Here is a 17314-nt window from a genome sequence, read left to right on the forward strand (position 1 = left end):
ACAAGGGCGATCTCCACCCCCAGCCCAAGAATACACATCGCAGCCCCTATCACCGCCCCAATGCCGTCCCGGTTCAGCATAGAAAAAGCCAGCACGCAGAGGCCCACATTCGGCACGGCATTGGAAAACGGAATGGGCACCGTCATTGCTACGCTGATCACCATAGCGAAAATGCCGTAGGGCACCGTCGCAGCCGCGCCGGTCAGCCAGCGCATACGGGGCCGCGAAAATCGCGCGATGATCCCAGTCACCTTGACCACCTGCTCGCTCGCCTTGAGCAGCGGCGCCACCGGCAGCTTACGATCGCCAATGATGCCTGGCAGCCGCACCCGACGGCCCAGCACCATGGCCAGCGCCACGGCAAAGGTTGTCCAGGCAATGACCCCGCCAAATCCCGGCGGGCCGGGAATCATGTTGAGCAGCGTCAGCATGAGGATGAGTAGGCGATGAGACCCCTGCCCCATCGCCTCGATCAGCCGTTGAAATGTGAGCTTTTCATCCCCGCTCGCCGCAACCGTCCTCAGCCCAACCACGATCCGATTGGTATGGCGGACGATGGGCGGCGTGCCGCGGCTCACGCCTCGTCGTCCTCGCTTCCGCCGGCGCGGAACAGCAGCGACGAGTCGCCGTAGGAATAAAACCGGTAACCGTTCGATATCGCGTGGTTATAGGCGACCTTCATCTGGTCGAGCCCCGAAAAGGCGCTGACCAGCATGAACAAGGTCGATTTCGGCAGATGGAAATTGGTCATCAGGATATCGACGGTCCGGAACTTGAAGCCCGGCGTGATGAAGATATCCGTGTCGCCGATGAACGGCTGCAACCGCCCAGTCGCCCGCGACGCCGTCTCCAGCAGCCGCAAGCTGGTGGTGCCCACGGCAATCACCCGCCCACCTAGCGCTCGCTTGGCATTGATCCGCTCGACCGTCGCCTGGTCGATATCACCCCATTCCGAGTGCATGACATGGTCTTCAGTGTCATCTACCTTCATCGGCAGAAACGTCCCCGCGCCCACATGCAGCGTCACCCGCTCCATGGTCACGCCGCGATCACTCAACTGCTGCAAAAGCTTTTCGGTGAAATGCAGCCCCGCCGTCGGCGCCGCCACGGCGCCATCTTCGGCCGCATAGACCGTCTGATAGTCGACCTTGTCGCGCTCCTCGACGGCGCGCTTGGCCCCGATATAAGGCGGCAGCGGCATGGCGCCATGCGATTTGATCGCTTCGTCGAGCTGGGCCCCGCCCAGTTCGAACTCGAGCGTCACTTCGCCCGTATCGCCCTTGCCGGCGACCCGTGCCTTCAGCGCGTCCGCCTGCCCATTGCCTAGCTCCAGCTCGTCGAGCAGTGCCAGCTTCTTGGCAGGTCGCGCAAAGGCCCGCCAGGTATGAGCATCGACCCGCTTGTGGAGATTGAACGACACATTGGCCCGCGTCTCCCCGCGCACTCGTGTTCCACGCAGCTCCGCCGGCAAAACCCGCGTATCGTTGACCACGAGCACATCGCCCGGCTGCAAGATTTCCAGCAGGTCCGGAATATGCCGGTCTTCCAGCGCTTCGCCCGGACGCACCAGCAACAGCCGCGCGGAATCGCGTGGCTCTGCCGGATGCAGGGCGATCAGATTTTCGGGCAGCTCAAAGTCGAATTCGGAAACACGCATGGAGGGCTCGTTAGCATGCCAATCGCCCCACGAAAACGGGGCAAAGTCAGCAAGGTTGCCCTAAAGCACCCGGATCATCACCGCGCCCACGATCAGCAACGCCGCGCCGGCCACGCGTCCCATGGTGATCTCGCGCACCGCCATGCCCATGAAGCCGACCTTGTCGAGCATGAGCCCGGCCATCAACTGCCCGGCCACGGAAAGCGCCATCACGGCTGCCGCCCCGATCATCGGCGTCAGCGTGATATTGGAAAACACATAGAACGCCCCCAACAGCCCTCCGGCCACCAGCGTCCATTGCGCCGGCGCCGCAAAATTGATCGGCGTCGCCGTCACATGGCTGAAAAGAAACGCGAGGGCCCACAGCACCACGCCGCCCGCGAGGAACGATACCGCCGCCGCCGCGATCGGCACTTCGAGCGCCCGTCCGAGGCTGGCATTGATCGGCGCCTGCACGGCAATGCAAGCGCCCGCGAAGACGCCCATTAGCGCCCAGAGCAAAGTATCCATTTTCAAAGTCTTGGTCCTGGAAGATTGGCCGGAATCAGCCACAAAGCATTCACGCTTAGTGGTAGCCCGTTTTCCGTCGCGCGAAACCCATGCGTCTGGACGGGATAACGCGATGCCTCAGCCAGACATACAGGTAACGTCCACTGATGTGCCGCCACCCGTCAGGGTGCCAGTCCAAACCTCTTCATCACCCTTCCAGATGAGCCTGAGGCCAACAAGAATGTCTTCGAAATTGGGATCGACGAAATCGATCATCATCGCGTCGCCTTCGCCAAAAGCCTGGCCCACGACGAACGGCGTGCCGTCACCGCGCTCAGGTCCGGTCGAATAGCTGGCATCGCCGATTTCGGCATAGGCGCCGATCACCTGCACCACGGACAGAGTGGCGAGGTTGACGATGGCCTCCCCGCCTTCGCCCTCGCACATCATGGCGCTGCTCGCCGCCGCTGGCGCCGCGAGCAAAAGGCTGGCGGCCGTAGCCGCCAGCAAAGACTTAGACGATGTCAGCCGCCACTTTGACCGAAACCATCTTGTCGGGATTGATGACGGGCTCGCCGCGCTTGATCTGATCGACAAATTCCATGCCCTCGGTGACCTTGCCCCAGACAGTGTACTGACGATCAAGGAAACGCGCATCACCAAAGCAGATGAAGAACTGCGAGTTCGCGCTGTTCGGATCCTGCGAGCGGGCCATCGAGGCGGTGCCGCGAACGTGCGGCTCAGCCGAGAATTCCTGCTTGATGTTCGGGTACTGCGAACCACCGGTGCCGGTGCGCGAGGGGTTGAAGTCGGGCGTGTTGGAATTGCCGAACTTCACGTCGCCGGTCTGGGCCATGAAGCCGTCGATCACGCGGTGAAACACCACGCCATCATAAGCGCCTTCGCGGGCAAGCTTCTTGATGTGGTCGACATGGCCGGGGGCCAGGTCCGGACGCATCTCGATGACGACATTGCCCTTGGTGGTTTCGATGACGAGGGTGTTTTCGGGATCGGCGTAATCGGCCATGATTTTCGCTTTCGTAGAAATGAAGTGGCCCGGATTTAGGGGCAATGTGCTTTAAGTGCAAGGCGGCCCGGGAAGTTCCGGGCCCCCAAAAGCCGCAGCGTCTTACTTATATTCGATCGTGGCATCCACGATCTTGTCTGGATTGGCCACGGCGCCATTGGCGCTCTGTGGGCCCTTTTCCAGCGCATCGACGGCTTCCATGCCGGACACGACCTTGCCGAACACAGTGTACTGGCCATCAAGGAAGCTGGCATCGGCCGTGGTGATGAAGAACTGCGAATTGAACGAATTCGGATCCTGGGCACGCGCTGCGCCGAGCACACCACGCTGGAAGCTCTCGGAATTGAACTCGGCTTCGACATCCGGCTGATCCGAGCCACCCATGCCGGCACGGGAAAGGTCATAAGTCGGCGAATCCGACTTGCCGAACTGCACGTCGCCCGTCTGGGCCATGAAACCGTCGATCACGCGGTGAAACACCACGCCGTCGTAAGAGCCCGCTTCGGTCAGCGCGATGACGCGCTCGACATGCTTGGGGGCGAGTTCGGGCAGGAGCTCGATATCGACCGTGCCGTCTTCGAGCGTCAGGATCAGATGCGGCTTGCCGGTCTGCGCCATTGCCGGCACGGCGGAAAGGGCGAGAGCTGCAATGGCGAGGCCGGAGAAGAGGCGGCGGGAAAAGGTCATCATGATGCTTTCAAGGCCTTGAGGACGATTGGCGGAACGAAGGCGGAGATATCACCACCCATCTCGGCGATCTGACGCACCAATGTGGCCGAGATATGCCGCACAGGCGGGCTTGATGGCAGGAAAACCGTCTGCAGGTCCGGCGCCATCTGCGCGTTCATCCCCACCATCTGCATTTCGTAATTGTAGTCGGTCGTGTCGCGGAGCCCGCGAATGATCAGCTTCGCGCCGTGCTCGCGCGCCGCGTTGACCATCAGGCCGGAGAAATCGACGATCTTGAATTCGGTATTGGTCCGCAGTCCCACGGGCCCCAGCACCTGCTGCAGAATGGCGTGCCGATCGGCATGCGAAAACAGCGGATTCTTCTTGGTCGCACTGACGCCGACCCCGACAACCAGCGTGTCCACCAGCTTGCAGGCGCGCTCGATCACATCGAGATGCCCATTGGTCAGTGGGTCAAACGACCCAGGATAAAAGCCCACGAGCTTGCTCATTGGCGGCCCCTCCCTCTTGATATTGATGGCTTTTTGTCACGGGCCGCGATGCGAGGCAAGCGTAACGGCCCCGAGCAGCACCAGCACAGCGCCCCCCGCGAGGAAAGCCACCGGCGTACCCCACTGGCTGGCAATAAAGCTGCCGATCAGCGGCGCGGACAGCATGGTCAGCGTGATCACCGCCTCGCCCGCCGCAAACACGCGCGCAATTCGGTCCGGCGGCGCGTCGGCCTGCACAATGGTGCGATAAGGCACCAGCATGAAAGCGGTCGCCCCGCCCATGAAGCAAAGCACCAGCAAAAAGGCCGGCAACTGCACCGACCAGCCCATCACCGCCGCAACCGCCACGGCACATGTCGTAAGCCCCGAAATCACCGCCGCCAGCGACATGGTCAGCATCGGCCGCTTTCCCGCCATGCTCCCGGCCACCAGCGCCCCAACGAGGCCGCCCAGCCCCGAGGCCGAGATCGAGAGGCCAAACGCCGTCGCGTCGAAGCCAAACCCTTCTGCCAAAAGCGCAATCAATGCGTCATAGAGGAAGAACGCGAAATAAGCGCAGGCCGAAAAGATCAGCGCCACCATCAGCCGACGGCTGCGCCGGAATTCGCTGATCCCCTTCAGCGACTCGGTGAAGAACTTTCCTTTTTCTTCCGTAGAAGTCGGCCGCGGCGGCAATGTCACGCTCAGGGCAATCAGTGCCGCAACAAGCGAGAGCCCGGCATTGAGCATGAAAATGCTCTGCGCCGACCAAAAGGCCAACAACAGACCACCCAAAGCCGGCCCCGCAATCTTGGACGTCTGGTTGATCGCCTGGTGCAGCCCGTTCGCGACGCCGCGCAGGTCTTCGGGCGTACTCGCCTGGATCGCCGCCTGCCGCGCCGGGGTAAACGCCGAGTCGATACAGCCGCGAACGAAAACCAGCGCGAGAAGCACCGCCGTATCGCCAGCAAAGGCAAAGCCCAGCGTCGCCAACCCACGCCCAAAATTGCTGACCACCAGTACCGTCCGGATCGGCACCCGATCCACCACAACTGCGATAAACGGCCCGACCAAAATGTACGGCAGACTCAGCGCCAGCGCGAACATGGCCAGCGCAAAAGGCCCCTCACCCCAGGCGAAGACCACGAGCGCAACCACAGCCGCATAATCCAGCCAATCGGCAAAATCCGCCGGAATGCTGGCAGCGGCAAGCCGCCGCGGCACCGGCAAACGCAGCAAGCTGCCATAGCTGGCCACGCTCATGCCGAGGCCTGCTTCAGAGTGCGCACGAATACATCCTGATGATCTCGGTCAATATCGGACTCGATCAGCGTCCAGCCGTTCTTCTCGTAAAAGCCGCGCATATGTGGCTTGGCCGACAGATAGGCCTCGGCAAACCCATGGGATGACAAGCGCTCCAGAACCGCCGAGATCAGTGCCCCGGCTACTCCGCGACCACGTGCCTCCGGCTCCACCCACAAAGCGGCAAGGCAAGGGCCAAGATCAGGGCGGGCGTCGATATCGGTCTGAATGCTTGTCGCCGTGCCGACAAATCGGCCATTTGAAAAAGCGACAAGCGTGAACGAAAAATCCTCCTCGGACAGCACCATGTCTAGCGCTTCATCGACGTCAGAGAGCGGCTGGCCGTCAGGCTCCCACCATGCTCGCCAGATCCGCTCCGCCACGACAGACCTGTGGGAAATCACATCGCGAAGATCGTGGATCTCCAGATTGAATGCGTCGGGGCTGGCCTGTTCCATCAAGCCCGCTTCTGTAGCGCCAGCCAGACCCCGCCCGCCATCAGGATCACGCCGGAGAGCCGGGACACCATCCGGACACGCGCCGCGCTCAAGAGTCCGCGCGCCCTGCCCGCGACCACGGCATAGATCGCGTCTGTTGAACCAGCCACCAGCATGAAGAAAAGGCCCAGCATCATCACCTGCGGAAAGGTCGGCTGCGACACGTCGACGAACTGCGGCAGGAAGGCGCCGAGGAAAATAAGAGCCTTTGGATTGGAGAGAATTACGACAAAACCCTCAAGTGCCGTGCGAAGATTGGATTTGCCACGTTCCGCTTCTACCGAGCCCAGATCACCATCGCTCCGCAGCATCTTGAAGCCGAGCCAGATGAGATACGCCGCGCCGATCAGTTTGATCCAATCGAACGCCGCGCCCATGAACGCCACCAGCGCCTGCATCCCGAGCGCAACGACCAGAGTCATCACCAGGAACCCGGCCTGCGTGCCTGCAACAATGGCGAGCCCCGCCCCGGTTCCGCGCGCCAGCGAATTGGCGACAATGACCGTCACGGTGGGCCCTGGCACGATGGCCAGCAGGAAACAGGCGCCAAGATAGGGAATGAGCGTCGAAATATCGAACACGGTGAGTCTCCTCTCATCGAGGAGCAAGCCACCGGGCGCCAGAAAAGACAAGGGGCGCCGAAGCGCCCCAAATCCTTATTCGGTCTCGCCGCCTTCCGCGGGCGGCGGAGCAACATCATCGCCCTCTTCGCCTTCAGGCTCGCTGATGCGTTCCACCGAAACCACCTTCTCGCCCTCGGCCGTGTCGAACACGATCACACCCTGAGAGCCGCGGCTGACGATGCGGATCGGCTTGTCGCCGCCCACCGGCAGGCGGATGGTCTGGCCACCATCGCTGATGAGCATGATCTGGTCTTCGTCTTCCACCGGGAAGCTCGCCACCAGGTTGCCATTGCGCTTGTTGACCGCCATGGCGACGATGCCCTTACCGCCGCGACCGGTGATCCGGTATTCGTGGCTGGAGGTCCGCTTGCCATAGCCATTTTCGGAAATGGCGAGAATGAACTGCTCGCTGGCGCTCATCTGCGCATAGAGTTCCGGCTCAAGCGCGCCGGCGACCACATCGGCCTCGTCCGTGCTCGGCTCTTCGCTCTCGGCTTCGCCGCGCACCGCACGGCTCATCTTGAGATAGGCAGCGCGCTGTTCGGCATCGGCGTCCGAGTGGTTGATCACGGCCATGGAAATGACCTTGTCGCCTTCAGCCAACTGAATGCCGCGCACGCCCATGGAGTCGCGGCCCTTGAACAGGCGCACATCGTCCACGCGGAAGCGGATCGCCTGACCCAGCGCAGTCGTCAGCAGCAGGTCGTTGTTGATCGTGCAGGTGTCGACGCCGACGATTTCGTCGCCCTCGTCGAGCTTCATGGCGATCTTACCGTTCTGGCGCACTTCGACAAAGTCGGCCAGCGAGTTGCGGCGAACCGTGCCGCGCGTCGTGGTGAACATGATGTCGAGATTGCCCCACGAGGTTTCATCCTCGGGCAGCGGCATGATCGAGGTGATCCGTTCGCCCTGTTCTAGCGGCAGGATGTTGATTAGAGCCTTGCCCTTGCCATTGGCGGCAGAGAGCGGCAGGCGCCACACCTTGAGCTTGTAGGCAATGCCGCGGCTGGTGAAGAACAACACCGGCGTATGCGTATTGGCCACGAACAGCCGCGCCACGAAATCTTCTTCGCGCGTCGACATGCCCGAACGACCCTTGCCGCCGCGGTTCTGCGCACGATAGGTCGAAAGCGGCACGCGCTTGATGTAGCCGGCATGGCTGACGGTCACGACCATGTCTTCGCGGGCGATCAGGTCTTCGTCGTCGAAATCGGCAACATAATCGCTGATCTCAGTCCGACGCGGCGAGCCGAACTCCTCGCGCACGGCTTCGAGTTCTTCGCGGATGATGGCGCGAACGCGATCGATCGAGCGCAGGATATCGAGATAGTCCTCGATCTCGGCGCCGAGTCCGTTGAGCTCTTCGCCGATTTCATCGCGGCCGAGAGCAGTAAGACGAGCCAGACGCAGTTCGAGAATGGCGCGCGCCTGCTCTTCCGAGAGGTTGAACGTGCCGTCTTCGTTGATGCGGTGACGCGGATCGTCGATCAGCGCGATCAGCGGCGCCACGTCGGCGGCCGGCCAGCGGCGCGTCATCAACTGCTCGCGCGCCGTCGCCGGATCGGGCGCGGTGCGGATCAGCGCAATCACTTCATCGATATTGGCGACAGCAACGGCGAGACCCACCAGAATATGGGCACGGTCGCGCGCCTTATTAAGAAGGAACCGGGCGCGACGCGTAACCACTTCCTCACGGAAGGCGATGAAGCAGTCGAGAATCTGCTTGAGATTCATCAGCTCCGGCTTGCCGCCGTTCAGTGCCACGAAGTTGCAACCGAAGGACGATTGCAGCGCCGTGAAGCGATAGAGCTGGTTGAGCACGACTTCGGGCAGCGCATCGCGCTTCACTTCGATGACGACGCGCATGCCTTCGCGGCTGGATTCGTCGCGCAGATCGGCAATGCCCTCGATCCGCTTTTCGCGGACGAGTTCAGCGATGCGCTCCACCATCGACGCCTTGTTCACCTGATACGGAATCTCGGTGATGACGATGGCTTCGCGTTCCTTGCGGACCTCTTCAACGGTCGAGCGACCGCGCACGACGATCGAGCCACGCCCCGTTTCGTAAGCCTGTCGGATGCCGGCACGACCCAGAATAATGCCACCGGTCGGGAAATCCGGCCCCGGCAGGTGCTCGAGCAGTTCTTCCGTCGTTATCGAACCGTTATCGAGCACAGCCAGCGCCGCATTAATCGTTTCGGCTAGGTTATGCGTCGGAATATTGGTGGCCATGCCCACGGCGATACCGCCGCCGCCATTGACCAGCATGTTCGGAAAGCGCGCCGGCAAGACGGTCGGCTCGTGTTCCGAACCGTCATAGTTGTCGCGGAAATCGACCGTGTCCTTGTCGAGATCGTCGAGCATGAAGCCCGTGATCTTCTGCATGCGGACTTCGGTGTAACGCATGGCGGCCGGCATATCGCCGTCGACCGAACCAAAGTTACCTTGGCCCTGCACCAGCATCTCGCCCATGGAGAAGGTCTGAGCCATACGCACCAAGGCCATGTAGACGGCGCTGTCGCCATGCGGGTGATATTTACCGATCACGTCGCCGACGACACGCGCCGACTTGCGGAAAGGCTTGTTATATTCGTAGCCGTTCTCGCTCATCGAGAACAGGATACGGCGGTGCACGGGTTTGAGGCCGTCGCGAACATCAGGCAGCGCGCGGCTGACGATCACGCTCATGGCGTAATCGAGGTAGCTCTTGCGCATCTCGTCGGTGATATAGATCGGAGCGATGTCGCCGCCTGGCATGGAGCCGGCTGCACCTTCTGGCGTATCTGTCACGGGGTGATTCTACGTTGGTTTTTCTTGCCCCAACATGTAGTCTATTTCGGCCTGAAAAGCCAATTTCCACCCCAATAGGCTGTGGAGAGCCCGGGCTTGTCACCCCGCGCAATCCGGTTCGCTCGCCTCCCCGGCAAAACGCGCCCGTGTCCAGGCAATAATATCCCCCGTCAGCGCTGAATCCGGCGCCACCAGCGAGACGTGGTTCCGCCCCTCATAGCGCCGATAGACCAGGTCGGTACCCGCCGCGCAGAGACTGCCCACAAAGCCAGCCTGCACCGCTTCCAGCACGATATCATCGTCAACACCCTGACTGATGAAGACCGGCATGGAGAACGGCCCCACCGGCACATTCTCGACCAGCCTATCGCCCAACGGCGTGCCTACCGGGTCCACCTCGAAAAGCTGGCCCGGCAACAGCGCCAGCTCCGCAATCGAGAACAGGGCTTTCGCATCGACCGCACAGCGCGCGGCAATGTCCTGCAAAATTCCCGCCCGATACCCGTCCACATAGTGCTCCACGCGCACGTCGTCATACGCCTCAGCATAGGCATGGAGCAGGTAGCTCGAGACGATCTTGCCAAACATGCCGCGCTGCGCGCCCTCGACCAGGTTCGGCAGGTCGCCCGCCGGCGCCTGTGCCGAAACGCCCAGCACCTCGATGTCCGGCGCATACGTCCCGGCCAGCATTCCCGTCCAAAGCGCCGAATTGCCACCCTGCGAATGGCCCCAGATCACCGTTCGCGGCAGGATATCCACCTCTGACATCTGCGCCGCCGCCCTTATGGAATCGAGCACCGCCCGTGCCGCGTCCTCGCCCACGAGATAGGCATGCCCACCCTCCGTGCCGAGCCCGACATAGTCCGTCCCCACATAGGCCCAACCCTCTGCCAGAAGTTCGGCAACCGCCGGCACGTTCTTGAATGGCCCCACCACCGAAGGCGCGCAGCCCGGCGCCGTTCCATTCGTCCCATGCGCCCATGCAACTGGCAGCAGTGGCCCCCTCCCCGCCTCCGGCACCATCACCACGGCGCTGGCAACAGCCTTGGTCTCGTCGATCCGCGTCGTCACATAAAGAATGCGCCACGCCCGCGCGCCCGCCGGCACATCGAAAGTATAGGGCTCGACCGCCAGCAAAGTCCCCGGCGCGCCCTCGGCAACGACCGAACGATAGAATTCCGCTGGCTGGTCCGGCCGTGCCCAAAGCCATGCAGCGCCAATCAGACCCACCACCACAACCAGCAGCACACTGAGAATAATCAGAAATCGACGCATGACACCCCTCTGCCACCAAAGCCTAGCAGCCCTCTTTAACCGGCGCCACTTGACTCCCAGCGTCATCAGGTTCATCGTATTTGCATGATTAGCTAAGTACGCAAATGCAAGATCACCTGACGTCCACATTCGCCGCTCTCGCCGATCCGACCCGCCGGGCCATGCTCGCCCGCTTGGCCGACGGCCCCGCAACGGTCACCGAACTGGCAGAGCCCTTCGCGCTGGCTCTGCCCACGGTGTCACGGCACCTCAAAGTGCTCGAAACCGCCGGTCTCATCACCCGCGAAAAATCCGCACAGTTCCGCCCGTGTCGGCTCAATGCCGGCCCGCTCGAAGAAGCCGATATCTGGCTCGCCACCTATCGCGAATTCTTCTCCCAGCGCTTCGATGCGCTCGATGCCCAGCTCAAAACTATGATGGCCGCCAAGGCCAAAGAGGAGGACAAGTCATGACCGCTCCCACCTTTTCCCTCGGCCGGGGTTTCACCCTCACCCGCACCTTCGAAGCGCCGCCCGATATGGTCTTCTCGGCCTGGACCGCGCCTGAAAATCTCGGCTGGTTCATGAATCCGGGCTTCACCAGCGATCTCCCCATCACGGTCGATCTCCGCGTCGGCGGCGCCTGGCGTCTGGAGATGATCGTCGACACCCAGACCCGCTACATGACCGGCGGCATTTTCCGCGAAATCGAACCCGCCAAAAAACTGGTCTTCACCTGGGGCGCCGTCGATGGCTGGCCCAAGATCGATCCTGACAATCTGGCGCTCGGCCCACAGGTAACCATCCTCTTCCGCGAAATATCCGACGGCACGCAGATGATCTTCCGCGTCGAACTGCCCGACCAACTCACCGAGCCGCAAACGACCGAATGGATGTCCACTGGCATGCTCGCCGGCTGGACCATGACCATCGACCGGCTTCAGTTCTGAGGCCAGTCAACCAAGCACGCCGGATAGGCCTTTTCCGAGCACGACCATGCCAATGAGGCCGAGCACGGTCATGACGATCACATCGTTATTGCGAAGCAGAAACTGCTCGATCGACGCCAGCAATGGCGTCGCGGCCTCCCCGGCGACGGCCCTCCACAGCACGACGGCCGCCACCGGGACCGAGCTAAGCGCCACAAGCAGCAGCGTGCTCACGATCATCTCGCCAGACGTCAGCGGCACATAGACCAACGAGGCCATGGCGGCCAGCACAAGGCCAGCATGCTTGGGATTGACCACGGCCAGCGTCGCTCCCCAGAGCAGTGCCGCACCCGGCCCGACCGTCCTGAGCGCATCCAGCCATTTCGGCGTGGCAGGCTCCTCTGCCCCCCGGGGCCGCGTTGTCCACTTCCTGGCTGCGGCCCAGAGCAGCAGCCCGCCCAGGATCACCCGCAGCCAATCCAGCACGACCTCTCCCGTCGGCCCGATATCGCCCACCAGATGCGTAACGGCCGCCGCACCAAGAGCCAAGCCGACAAGTCCCGCGACCCAACCGGCCAGATACATCGGCCCCGCGACCCGCGCACCGGCCGAGCCGGCAATCAGCACGACCGCGATGATCGGCAGCGGACTAAGCGCAATCGCCGTAGCGATGGGCAATATGATGTCGATGGCATCCATCTTCGGCTTCCCCCGCCAGCATCATATGTCCCACACGGGAGCGACGCATTGGCTGAGAATCCCAGCGCGGCAAATTCAAGGCCCGCGATCAACCATCGAAAATTCCGGCCTACCGCGCGTCGTAGTCGGCCCGCGCCGCATCGATCTTGTCGAAGCTGCGATTGGCCCACTCGATCAATTGCCCAAACGGCACAATCAGCGAGTGCCCAAGCGGTGTCAGCCGATATTCGACAGATGGCGGCTTGGTGTCGAACACCTGCCGTCCAACATAGCCATCCCGCTGCAGATCGCGCAGCGTCTGCGTCAGCATCTTCTGGGAAATGTCCGGCACTTCCCGATGCAGCTCGTTGAACCGCTTGGGGCCGCCCGCCAGCGTCATCACCAGCAGCATGCTCCACTTGTCGCCGATCTTGTCGAGCACGTTCCGCACCGGGCATGGCTCGGCGGGGCCCGCGGTCGCTGCCGCGTTCCAGCGTTCGACGTAAATGGCGGCCATATCCTGCCCGTCCAGCATGCACTTACCTCCAGGTAACCTTCACCCGAAAAAGTGCCTCCTTTTCAGCCGCGATGGCAGCCTCTAGATAGCACTCTCCTTTCGATACTTACTCTCTGCCGAACGGGCGGGCAAGTTGGTTCGAACTGTGTCGTCATGGAATGGAGAGTACAAATGAGCAAATTCACCAATTCGACCCTGCTGGTATCGGGTGCTTCGGGCAAGCTGGGCCGCCTTGCGGTCGAAGAGCTGCTGGCGCGCGGCGCCACCAAGGTCATCGCGGGCACCCGCGATCCTTCCAAGCTTCAGGACCTGGCCGCCAAGGGCGCCGAAATCTGCAAGCTCGATTTCGACGATGCCTCGACCCTGCCGACCGCCCTCGCCGGCGTCGAACGCCTCCTCATCGTCAGCACGGATGCCGTCGGTCGCCGCGCCGCCCAGCAGCAAGCCATCATCGATGCAGCCAAGGCCGCCGGCGTGAAGCACATCGTCTACACCTCAGCCCCTGCCGCCCGCCCCGATGCCGATGCCGGCCTCAATCCTGAACACTTCTGGACCGAAGTCGCCATCGCCTCCAGCGGGCTCGATTTCACCATCCTGCGCAATCACCTGTATGCCGAAAACGTGCTGATGGACGCCGGCCATGTCATCTCCTCGGGTCAGCTCTTCGGCCTCATCGGCGATCGCGGCACCTCCTACGTCACCCGCGCCGACACCGCCCGCACCGCCGCTGGCGCCCTGCTCTCGGCCGAAGGCAAGACCGTTGAAGACGTAACCGGCCCCGCTCCCGTAACCAATGTCGAACGCGCTGCGCTCTTCGCCCAGCTCACCGGCAAGCCGATCAACGTCGTGGCCCTGACCCCGGCAGATCTGCAGAAGGGTCTCGAAGCCGCTGGCCTCCCCGACTTCTTCGCCGCGGCTCTCGTCGCCTTCCAGCGTGACGCCGTGACCGGCTTCCACGGCGCCGTCACCGATGTTGTCGAGCGCTATTCCGGTCGTAAGCCGACGACGTTTGCCGACTTCCTGACCGCCAACAAGGCTGCCCTCACCGCCTGAGCGTAGCCGTCGCACACTGTCATTCCCGTCCCATGCCGGGAATGACAGTGCTTCGCGCGCAACACTTTTTGCCGAACGGCATCAGAGCATAACCTGCCGGCGCTCAACACTCTTCAAGCCCCTGCGACCGCTGGACGCACCTGAGCGAAACACATAGAGATTCCACCTGATTGTCGCCTCATTTGCGGAGTCGGGGTTCTCGTGTCTTCTCCTTCCTGGTTCAAGCGTGTCCTGGCCCGCCTCACGTACGACCGCTCCATCGGCTTCGGGCTCGAACATCTTGGCCTGACCACGGTCCGCTATCCGCGCCTGATGGCCCTCGGCGTCCTGCTGTTTCGGTCCTCTGCTTCACGCAGATCCCCAAGGCCAATGTCGACGGCGACCTCCTCCGCGTCTACGCCCATTCCGGCCACTACTACGACGCCTACGAGCACCTCTCGGAAACCTTCGGCACCTTCGAGAACGACCTCTACGTCCTCGTCAATTCCGAGCGCCTTGCCGAACCTGAAATCATCGAACAGGTGCGCAGCCTCGCCTTCGAGCTTGAACTCAACGAGTTCGCCGTCGGCACCATGTCGCCCTTTACGCTGCGAAAGCCCTCACCCTATGGCGGCTCCGAGCCCGCCGTGCCCGAGGGCCTACAAACGGCCGACGAAGTCGCCTTCGCCCTCATGGATCTGCAGCAAAACGATCCCATGATGCGCAATCTCATCACGCCCGATCTCAATGGCGTGGTGCTCATCATGTTCCCCAATCAGGACGTGGTGAAAGAGCGCGGCGCCAAGGCCATGATCGAAAACCTGCGCCAGACCATCGCGCCCTTCGAAAGCGATGACATCTCCATCGAGATCACCGGCCCACCGGTCTGGACGACGGAAATGCTCAATGCTGCCGTCGACGATCAGGTCAAATTCACCGTCTACGGCTTTGCCCTGGGCTCCCTGATTGCCCTCCTCGCTCTGCGATCCATTGCCGGCGCCCTCATCGTCGCCGCCACGCCGTTCCTTGCGGTCATGTGGTCGATGGGCATTATCCTCCTCTTCTTCGGCTCATTCTCCTTCCTGACCATCATCGTCACGACGCTGGTTCTGGTGATCTCCTTTGCCGAGTCGATGTTCTTCACCTTCAACTGGCTGGCCTATTGGCGCGATGGCATGGAGCCCAACAAGGCGGTCGACGCGACCATTAAACTCGTCGGTCCCGCGACCGCGCTCACCATGCTCATCTCCATGGTCAGCTTCGCCTCGCTTTCGCTCACCCCGGGCCAGGGCGTACGCGAATTCTCCATGGCCGGCGCCATGGGCTCGTTCCTGCTTTTCGCCTGCACCATGACCTTCCAGCCGCTGCTGTTGAAACTCGCGGTGCGCCTCGGCTTCAAGGCGCCGCCCAAGTCGAGCGTGATCCTCACGGCCCCCCTGCCCCTGAGCTGGTTCCTCGCCAGCCGCTTCGGCCGCCCCATCGCCATCGCCGGCATCGTCACCACGCTGCTGCTGCTGATCCCCTATTTCCTCATCCAGCCGCGGTTCTCCTTCGAGGATTTCGTCGCGACGGAATCGACCGCCCTGACGGCGGCCGAAAACATCGATGAGGGCGTCGGCGGCGTCGCCCCGCTCTACATCCGCGTCCCCCTCATCGAGAACAATCCCGATGTCGGCGAGGTCGATTTCCAGCGCATCAAGCTGGTACACGAGCTGCTCGAAAAGGAGCTGGGTGAAAACAAGGTCATCTCCGCCGCGAGCATGACCAATTACACCGATACCGGCTTCACCCGCGGCGAAGTGCTCGATGCCGTTGGTCCCTTCATGCGCCGCCGCTTCGTTACCGATGATGGCTCACAAGCCCTCGTCACCGGCTTCATGCCCACCGTCATTGACAGCGATGTGCTCAAGGAGCTCGTTCATCGTGTCGAAAACGAACTGACCGCGGCCGGTATTTCCGATGCCGAAGTCGGCGGCTTCCGCGTGCTCACCACCTTCGCCACGGACGACATCGTGCGCGGCCTGCAGCTCGACCTGACCTTCAGCGTCATCGTCAATCTTGGCCTGATCGGCTTCGCCTTCCAGTCTTTCCGCGTCGCGCTCGCCTCGGCCATTCCGAACCTCTTCCCCATCCTCGGCACCGAGGCGTGGCTCTGGTATTCCGGCGCTGGCCTTCAACTGACGACGGTCATCGCCCTAACCATTGCGTTCGGTATCGCCGTTGATGACACGGTGCATTTCCTCTCGCACTATCTCCACGGAAGGCGCGAGGAAGGCCGAACCCACGAAGACGCGGTCAAGCACACGCTGCTGCGCATTGGCGGGGCCATCGTCGCCACCACCATCATCCTCTGCGCCGGCACGGCCATCATCATGTTCTCCGAGTTGCCGCAGGTGGCCCTCTTCGGCTCGCTCTTCGTCATCACTTTGGCGCTGGCGATCCTGGGCGATCTCTTCATCCTGCCAGCCCTGTTGATGGCCGGCGGCAAGTTCTTCCACAAACTCGGCAACATTCGCGTCCGCACCTCGGACCACGACGCGACGCCCGATGATCCCATGGGTGACACGATCACCGGCGAGGGCGGAACCGAGGGAGAAGCGCCTGATCCCAAGACGGCGTGAGCCCCGTTTTCCCGCCAGCATGGATGGCATAACGAAAACACAACGCCGAATCTGACTGAATTTGCTATCAACCGTCGATAACCAGCCGGGGGGCTTGGTGTGACACTCGGAGGCTTTGCACTATGACCTTTCTCGGACCCCTGACCCGTGCCACTGCACTGGCAGGTCTCCTCCTTTCGGCCGGCTTCACTGCGGCGCCCGCCTTTGCCGGCCCGGCCGAAGTTGCCCTTCTGAAATCATACATCGGTGAGTGGCGCGGCCGCGGCACGCTGGTCGGCGCCTCGACCGAGTCCGTGGTTTGCCGCCTGTCGCTGTCCCAGGGCAATTCCGACAAGGTCAATTATTCGGGCCGTTGCACCCTCGCCGGCACGAACCTGTCCGTCGCCGGCACCATCGCCTATGTCGATGCGGCCAAGCGCTATGAAGCGGCCATGACATCGAACGCCACCTTCAGCGGCATCGCCGTCGGTCAGAAGCGCGGCGGCGGCCTTGTCTTCAATCTTCGGGACCGCACCCCCGACGAAGAAGGCAAGGAAATGAACATTTCCGCCCAGATCGCCCTCAACGACGACGCCATGAGCGTCGCCTTCGAAGTCGTCTACGTCGAATCCGGCGACAGCCTCCGCGCCGACGTCCCCTTCGCCCGCTGATTAGCGACGCATCCAAACGGAAAGCGGCCCCTGGGCCGCTTTTTTGTTTTCAGAACTGCTCTCACCCACCCTTCGTCATTGCCGGGCTC

At 62.4% G+C, this 17314-nt stretch carries 19 protein-coding genes; 5 read left to right on the top strand and 14 right to left on the bottom strand.

Features of this window, described 5'->3' with window-relative positions; all coding sequences use genetic code 11:
- The 12 genes from ABW043_RS20755 to ABW043_RS20810 form a co-directional block, all read right to left on the bottom strand.
- Positions 1 to 578 (bottom strand): exopolysaccharide biosynthesis protein (locus tag ABW043_RS20755; RefSeq protein WP_353923098.1); only part of this gene is annotated, 578 nt, incomplete at its 3' end.
- Positions 575 to 1657 (bottom strand): tRNA preQ1(34) S-adenosylmethionine ribosyltransferase-isomerase QueA, encoded by a 1083-nt coding sequence (queA, locus tag ABW043_RS20760; RefSeq protein ID WP_353923099.1) that lies wholly within the window; start codon positions 1655 to 1657, stop codon positions 575 to 577. The genes ABW043_RS20755 and queA, both read right to left, overlap by 4 nt.
- Before the next feature lie 60 nt (positions 1658 to 1717).
- Positions 1718 to 2167, bottom strand: coding sequence for a DMT family transporter (locus ABW043_RS20765; RefSeq protein WP_353923100.1), 450 nt, complete (start codon positions 2165 to 2167; stop codon positions 1718 to 1720).
- A 117-nt stretch (positions 2168 to 2284) separates the two neighbouring features.
- Positions 2285 to 2596, bottom strand: coding sequence for a hypothetical protein (locus tag ABW043_RS20770; RefSeq protein WP_353923101.1), 312 nt, complete (start codon positions 2594 to 2596; stop codon positions 2285 to 2287).
- Positions 2597 to 2660: 64 nt separating this feature from the next.
- The gene (locus tag ABW043_RS20775) at positions 2661 to 3173 is read right to left on the bottom strand and encodes a peptidylprolyl isomerase (RefSeq protein WP_353923102.1); all 513 of its coding nucleotides are present in this window, start codon (positions 3171 to 3173) and stop codon (positions 2661 to 2663) included.
- Positions 3174 to 3275: 102 nt separating this feature from the next.
- Positions 3276 to 3860: a peptidylprolyl isomerase gene (locus tag ABW043_RS20780; RefSeq protein ID WP_353923114.1), complete on the bottom strand. Its 585-nt coding sequence runs from the start codon at positions 3858 to 3860 to the stop codon at positions 3276 to 3278.
- The gene (gene coaD, locus ABW043_RS20785) at positions 3860 to 4354 is read right to left on the bottom strand and encodes a pantetheine-phosphate adenylyltransferase (RefSeq protein ID WP_353923103.1); all 495 of its coding nucleotides are present in this window, start codon (positions 4352 to 4354) and stop codon (positions 3860 to 3862) included. The genes ABW043_RS20780 and coaD overlap by 1 nt, the downstream gene beginning before the upstream one ends.
- 36 nt (positions 4355 to 4390) lie before the next feature.
- Positions 4391 to 5596 carry an MFS transporter gene (locus ABW043_RS20790; protein ID WP_353923104.1) on the bottom strand — a complete coding sequence of 402 codons (1206 nt, stop codon included), beginning with the start codon at positions 5594 to 5596 and terminating at the stop codon, positions 4391 to 4393.
- Positions 5593 to 6093, bottom strand: a complete 501-nt coding sequence (locus ABW043_RS20795; protein ID WP_353923105.1) for a GNAT family N-acetyltransferase — start codon at positions 6091 to 6093, stop codon at positions 5593 to 5595. The genes ABW043_RS20790 and ABW043_RS20795 overlap by 4 nt, the downstream gene beginning before the upstream one ends.
- Entirely contained in the window at positions 6093 to 6713 is a 621-nt protein-coding gene (locus tag ABW043_RS20800) for a LysE family translocator (protein WP_353923106.1), read from the bottom strand. Before ABW043_RS20800 ends, ABW043_RS20795 begins: the two co-directional genes overlap by 1 nt.
- Positions 6714 to 6788: 75 nt before the next feature.
- The gene (gyrA, locus tag ABW043_RS20805; protein WP_353923115.1) at positions 6789 to 9512 is read right to left on the bottom strand and encodes a DNA gyrase subunit A; all 2724 of its coding nucleotides are present in this window, start codon (positions 9510 to 9512) and stop codon (positions 6789 to 6791) included.
- A 132-nt stretch (positions 9513 to 9644) separates the two neighbouring features.
- On the bottom strand, positions 9645 to 10820 hold the full coding sequence (locus ABW043_RS20810; RefSeq protein ID WP_353923107.1) for a lipase family protein: 1176 nt from the start codon (positions 10818 to 10820) through the stop codon (positions 9645 to 9647).
- A gap of 104 nt (positions 10821 to 10924) precedes the next feature.
- On the opposite strand from ABW043_RS20810, the gene ABW043_RS20815 reads away from it, so the two are divergent.
- Together ABW043_RS20815 and ABW043_RS20820 are read left to right on the top strand one after the other, a co-directional pair.
- Positions 10925 to 11272 carry an ArsR/SmtB family transcription factor gene (locus ABW043_RS20815; RefSeq protein ID WP_353923108.1) on the top strand — a complete coding sequence of 116 codons (348 nt, stop codon included), beginning with the start codon at positions 10925 to 10927 and terminating at the stop codon, positions 11270 to 11272.
- Positions 11269 to 11748: an SRPBCC family protein gene (locus tag ABW043_RS20820; RefSeq protein ID WP_353923109.1), complete on the top strand. Its 480-nt coding sequence runs from the start codon at positions 11269 to 11271 to the stop codon at positions 11746 to 11748. Before ABW043_RS20815 ends, ABW043_RS20820 begins: the two co-directional genes overlap by 4 nt.
- Positions 11749 to 11754: 6 nt before the next feature.
- Here the strand turns inward: ABW043_RS20820 and ABW043_RS20825 are convergent, their stop codons facing one another.
- On the bottom strand, positions 11755 to 12426 hold the full coding sequence (locus ABW043_RS20825; protein WP_353923110.1) for a GAP family protein: 672 nt from the start codon (positions 12424 to 12426) through the stop codon (positions 11755 to 11757).
- Positions 12427 to 12535: 109 nt separating this feature from the next.
- Entirely contained in the window at positions 12536 to 12922 is a 387-nt protein-coding gene (locus tag ABW043_RS20830) for a winged helix-turn-helix transcriptional regulator (protein WP_353923116.1), read from the bottom strand.
- Positions 12923 to 13093: 171 nt separating this feature from the next.
- Here ABW043_RS20830 and ABW043_RS20835 point away from each other — a divergent pair, with 171 nt between their 5' ends.
- The 3 genes from ABW043_RS20835 to ABW043_RS20845 all read left to right on the top strand — a co-directional run bounded on the left by ABW043_RS20835 (position 13094) and on the right by ABW043_RS20845 (position 17225).
- A complete protein-coding gene (locus tag ABW043_RS20835; RefSeq protein WP_353923111.1) occupies positions 13094 to 13975 on the top strand; it encodes an SDR family oxidoreductase in 882 nt (293 codons plus the stop codon).
- 182 nt (positions 13976 to 14157) lie between these two features.
- A complete protein-coding gene (locus tag ABW043_RS20840; RefSeq protein ID WP_353923112.1) occupies positions 14158 to 16575 on the top strand; it encodes an efflux RND transporter permease subunit in 2418 nt (805 codons plus the stop codon).
- 122 nt (positions 16576 to 16697) lie between these two features.
- Positions 16698 to 17225: a hypothetical protein gene (locus ABW043_RS20845; protein ID WP_353923113.1), complete on the top strand. Its 528-nt coding sequence runs from the start codon at positions 16698 to 16700 to the stop codon at positions 17223 to 17225.
- Positions 17226 to 17314 lie beyond the last annotated feature (89 nt).

The organism is Devosia sp., from assembly GCF_040509215.1.
GTDB lineage: Bacteria > Pseudomonadota > Alphaproteobacteria > Rhizobiales > Devosiaceae > Devosia.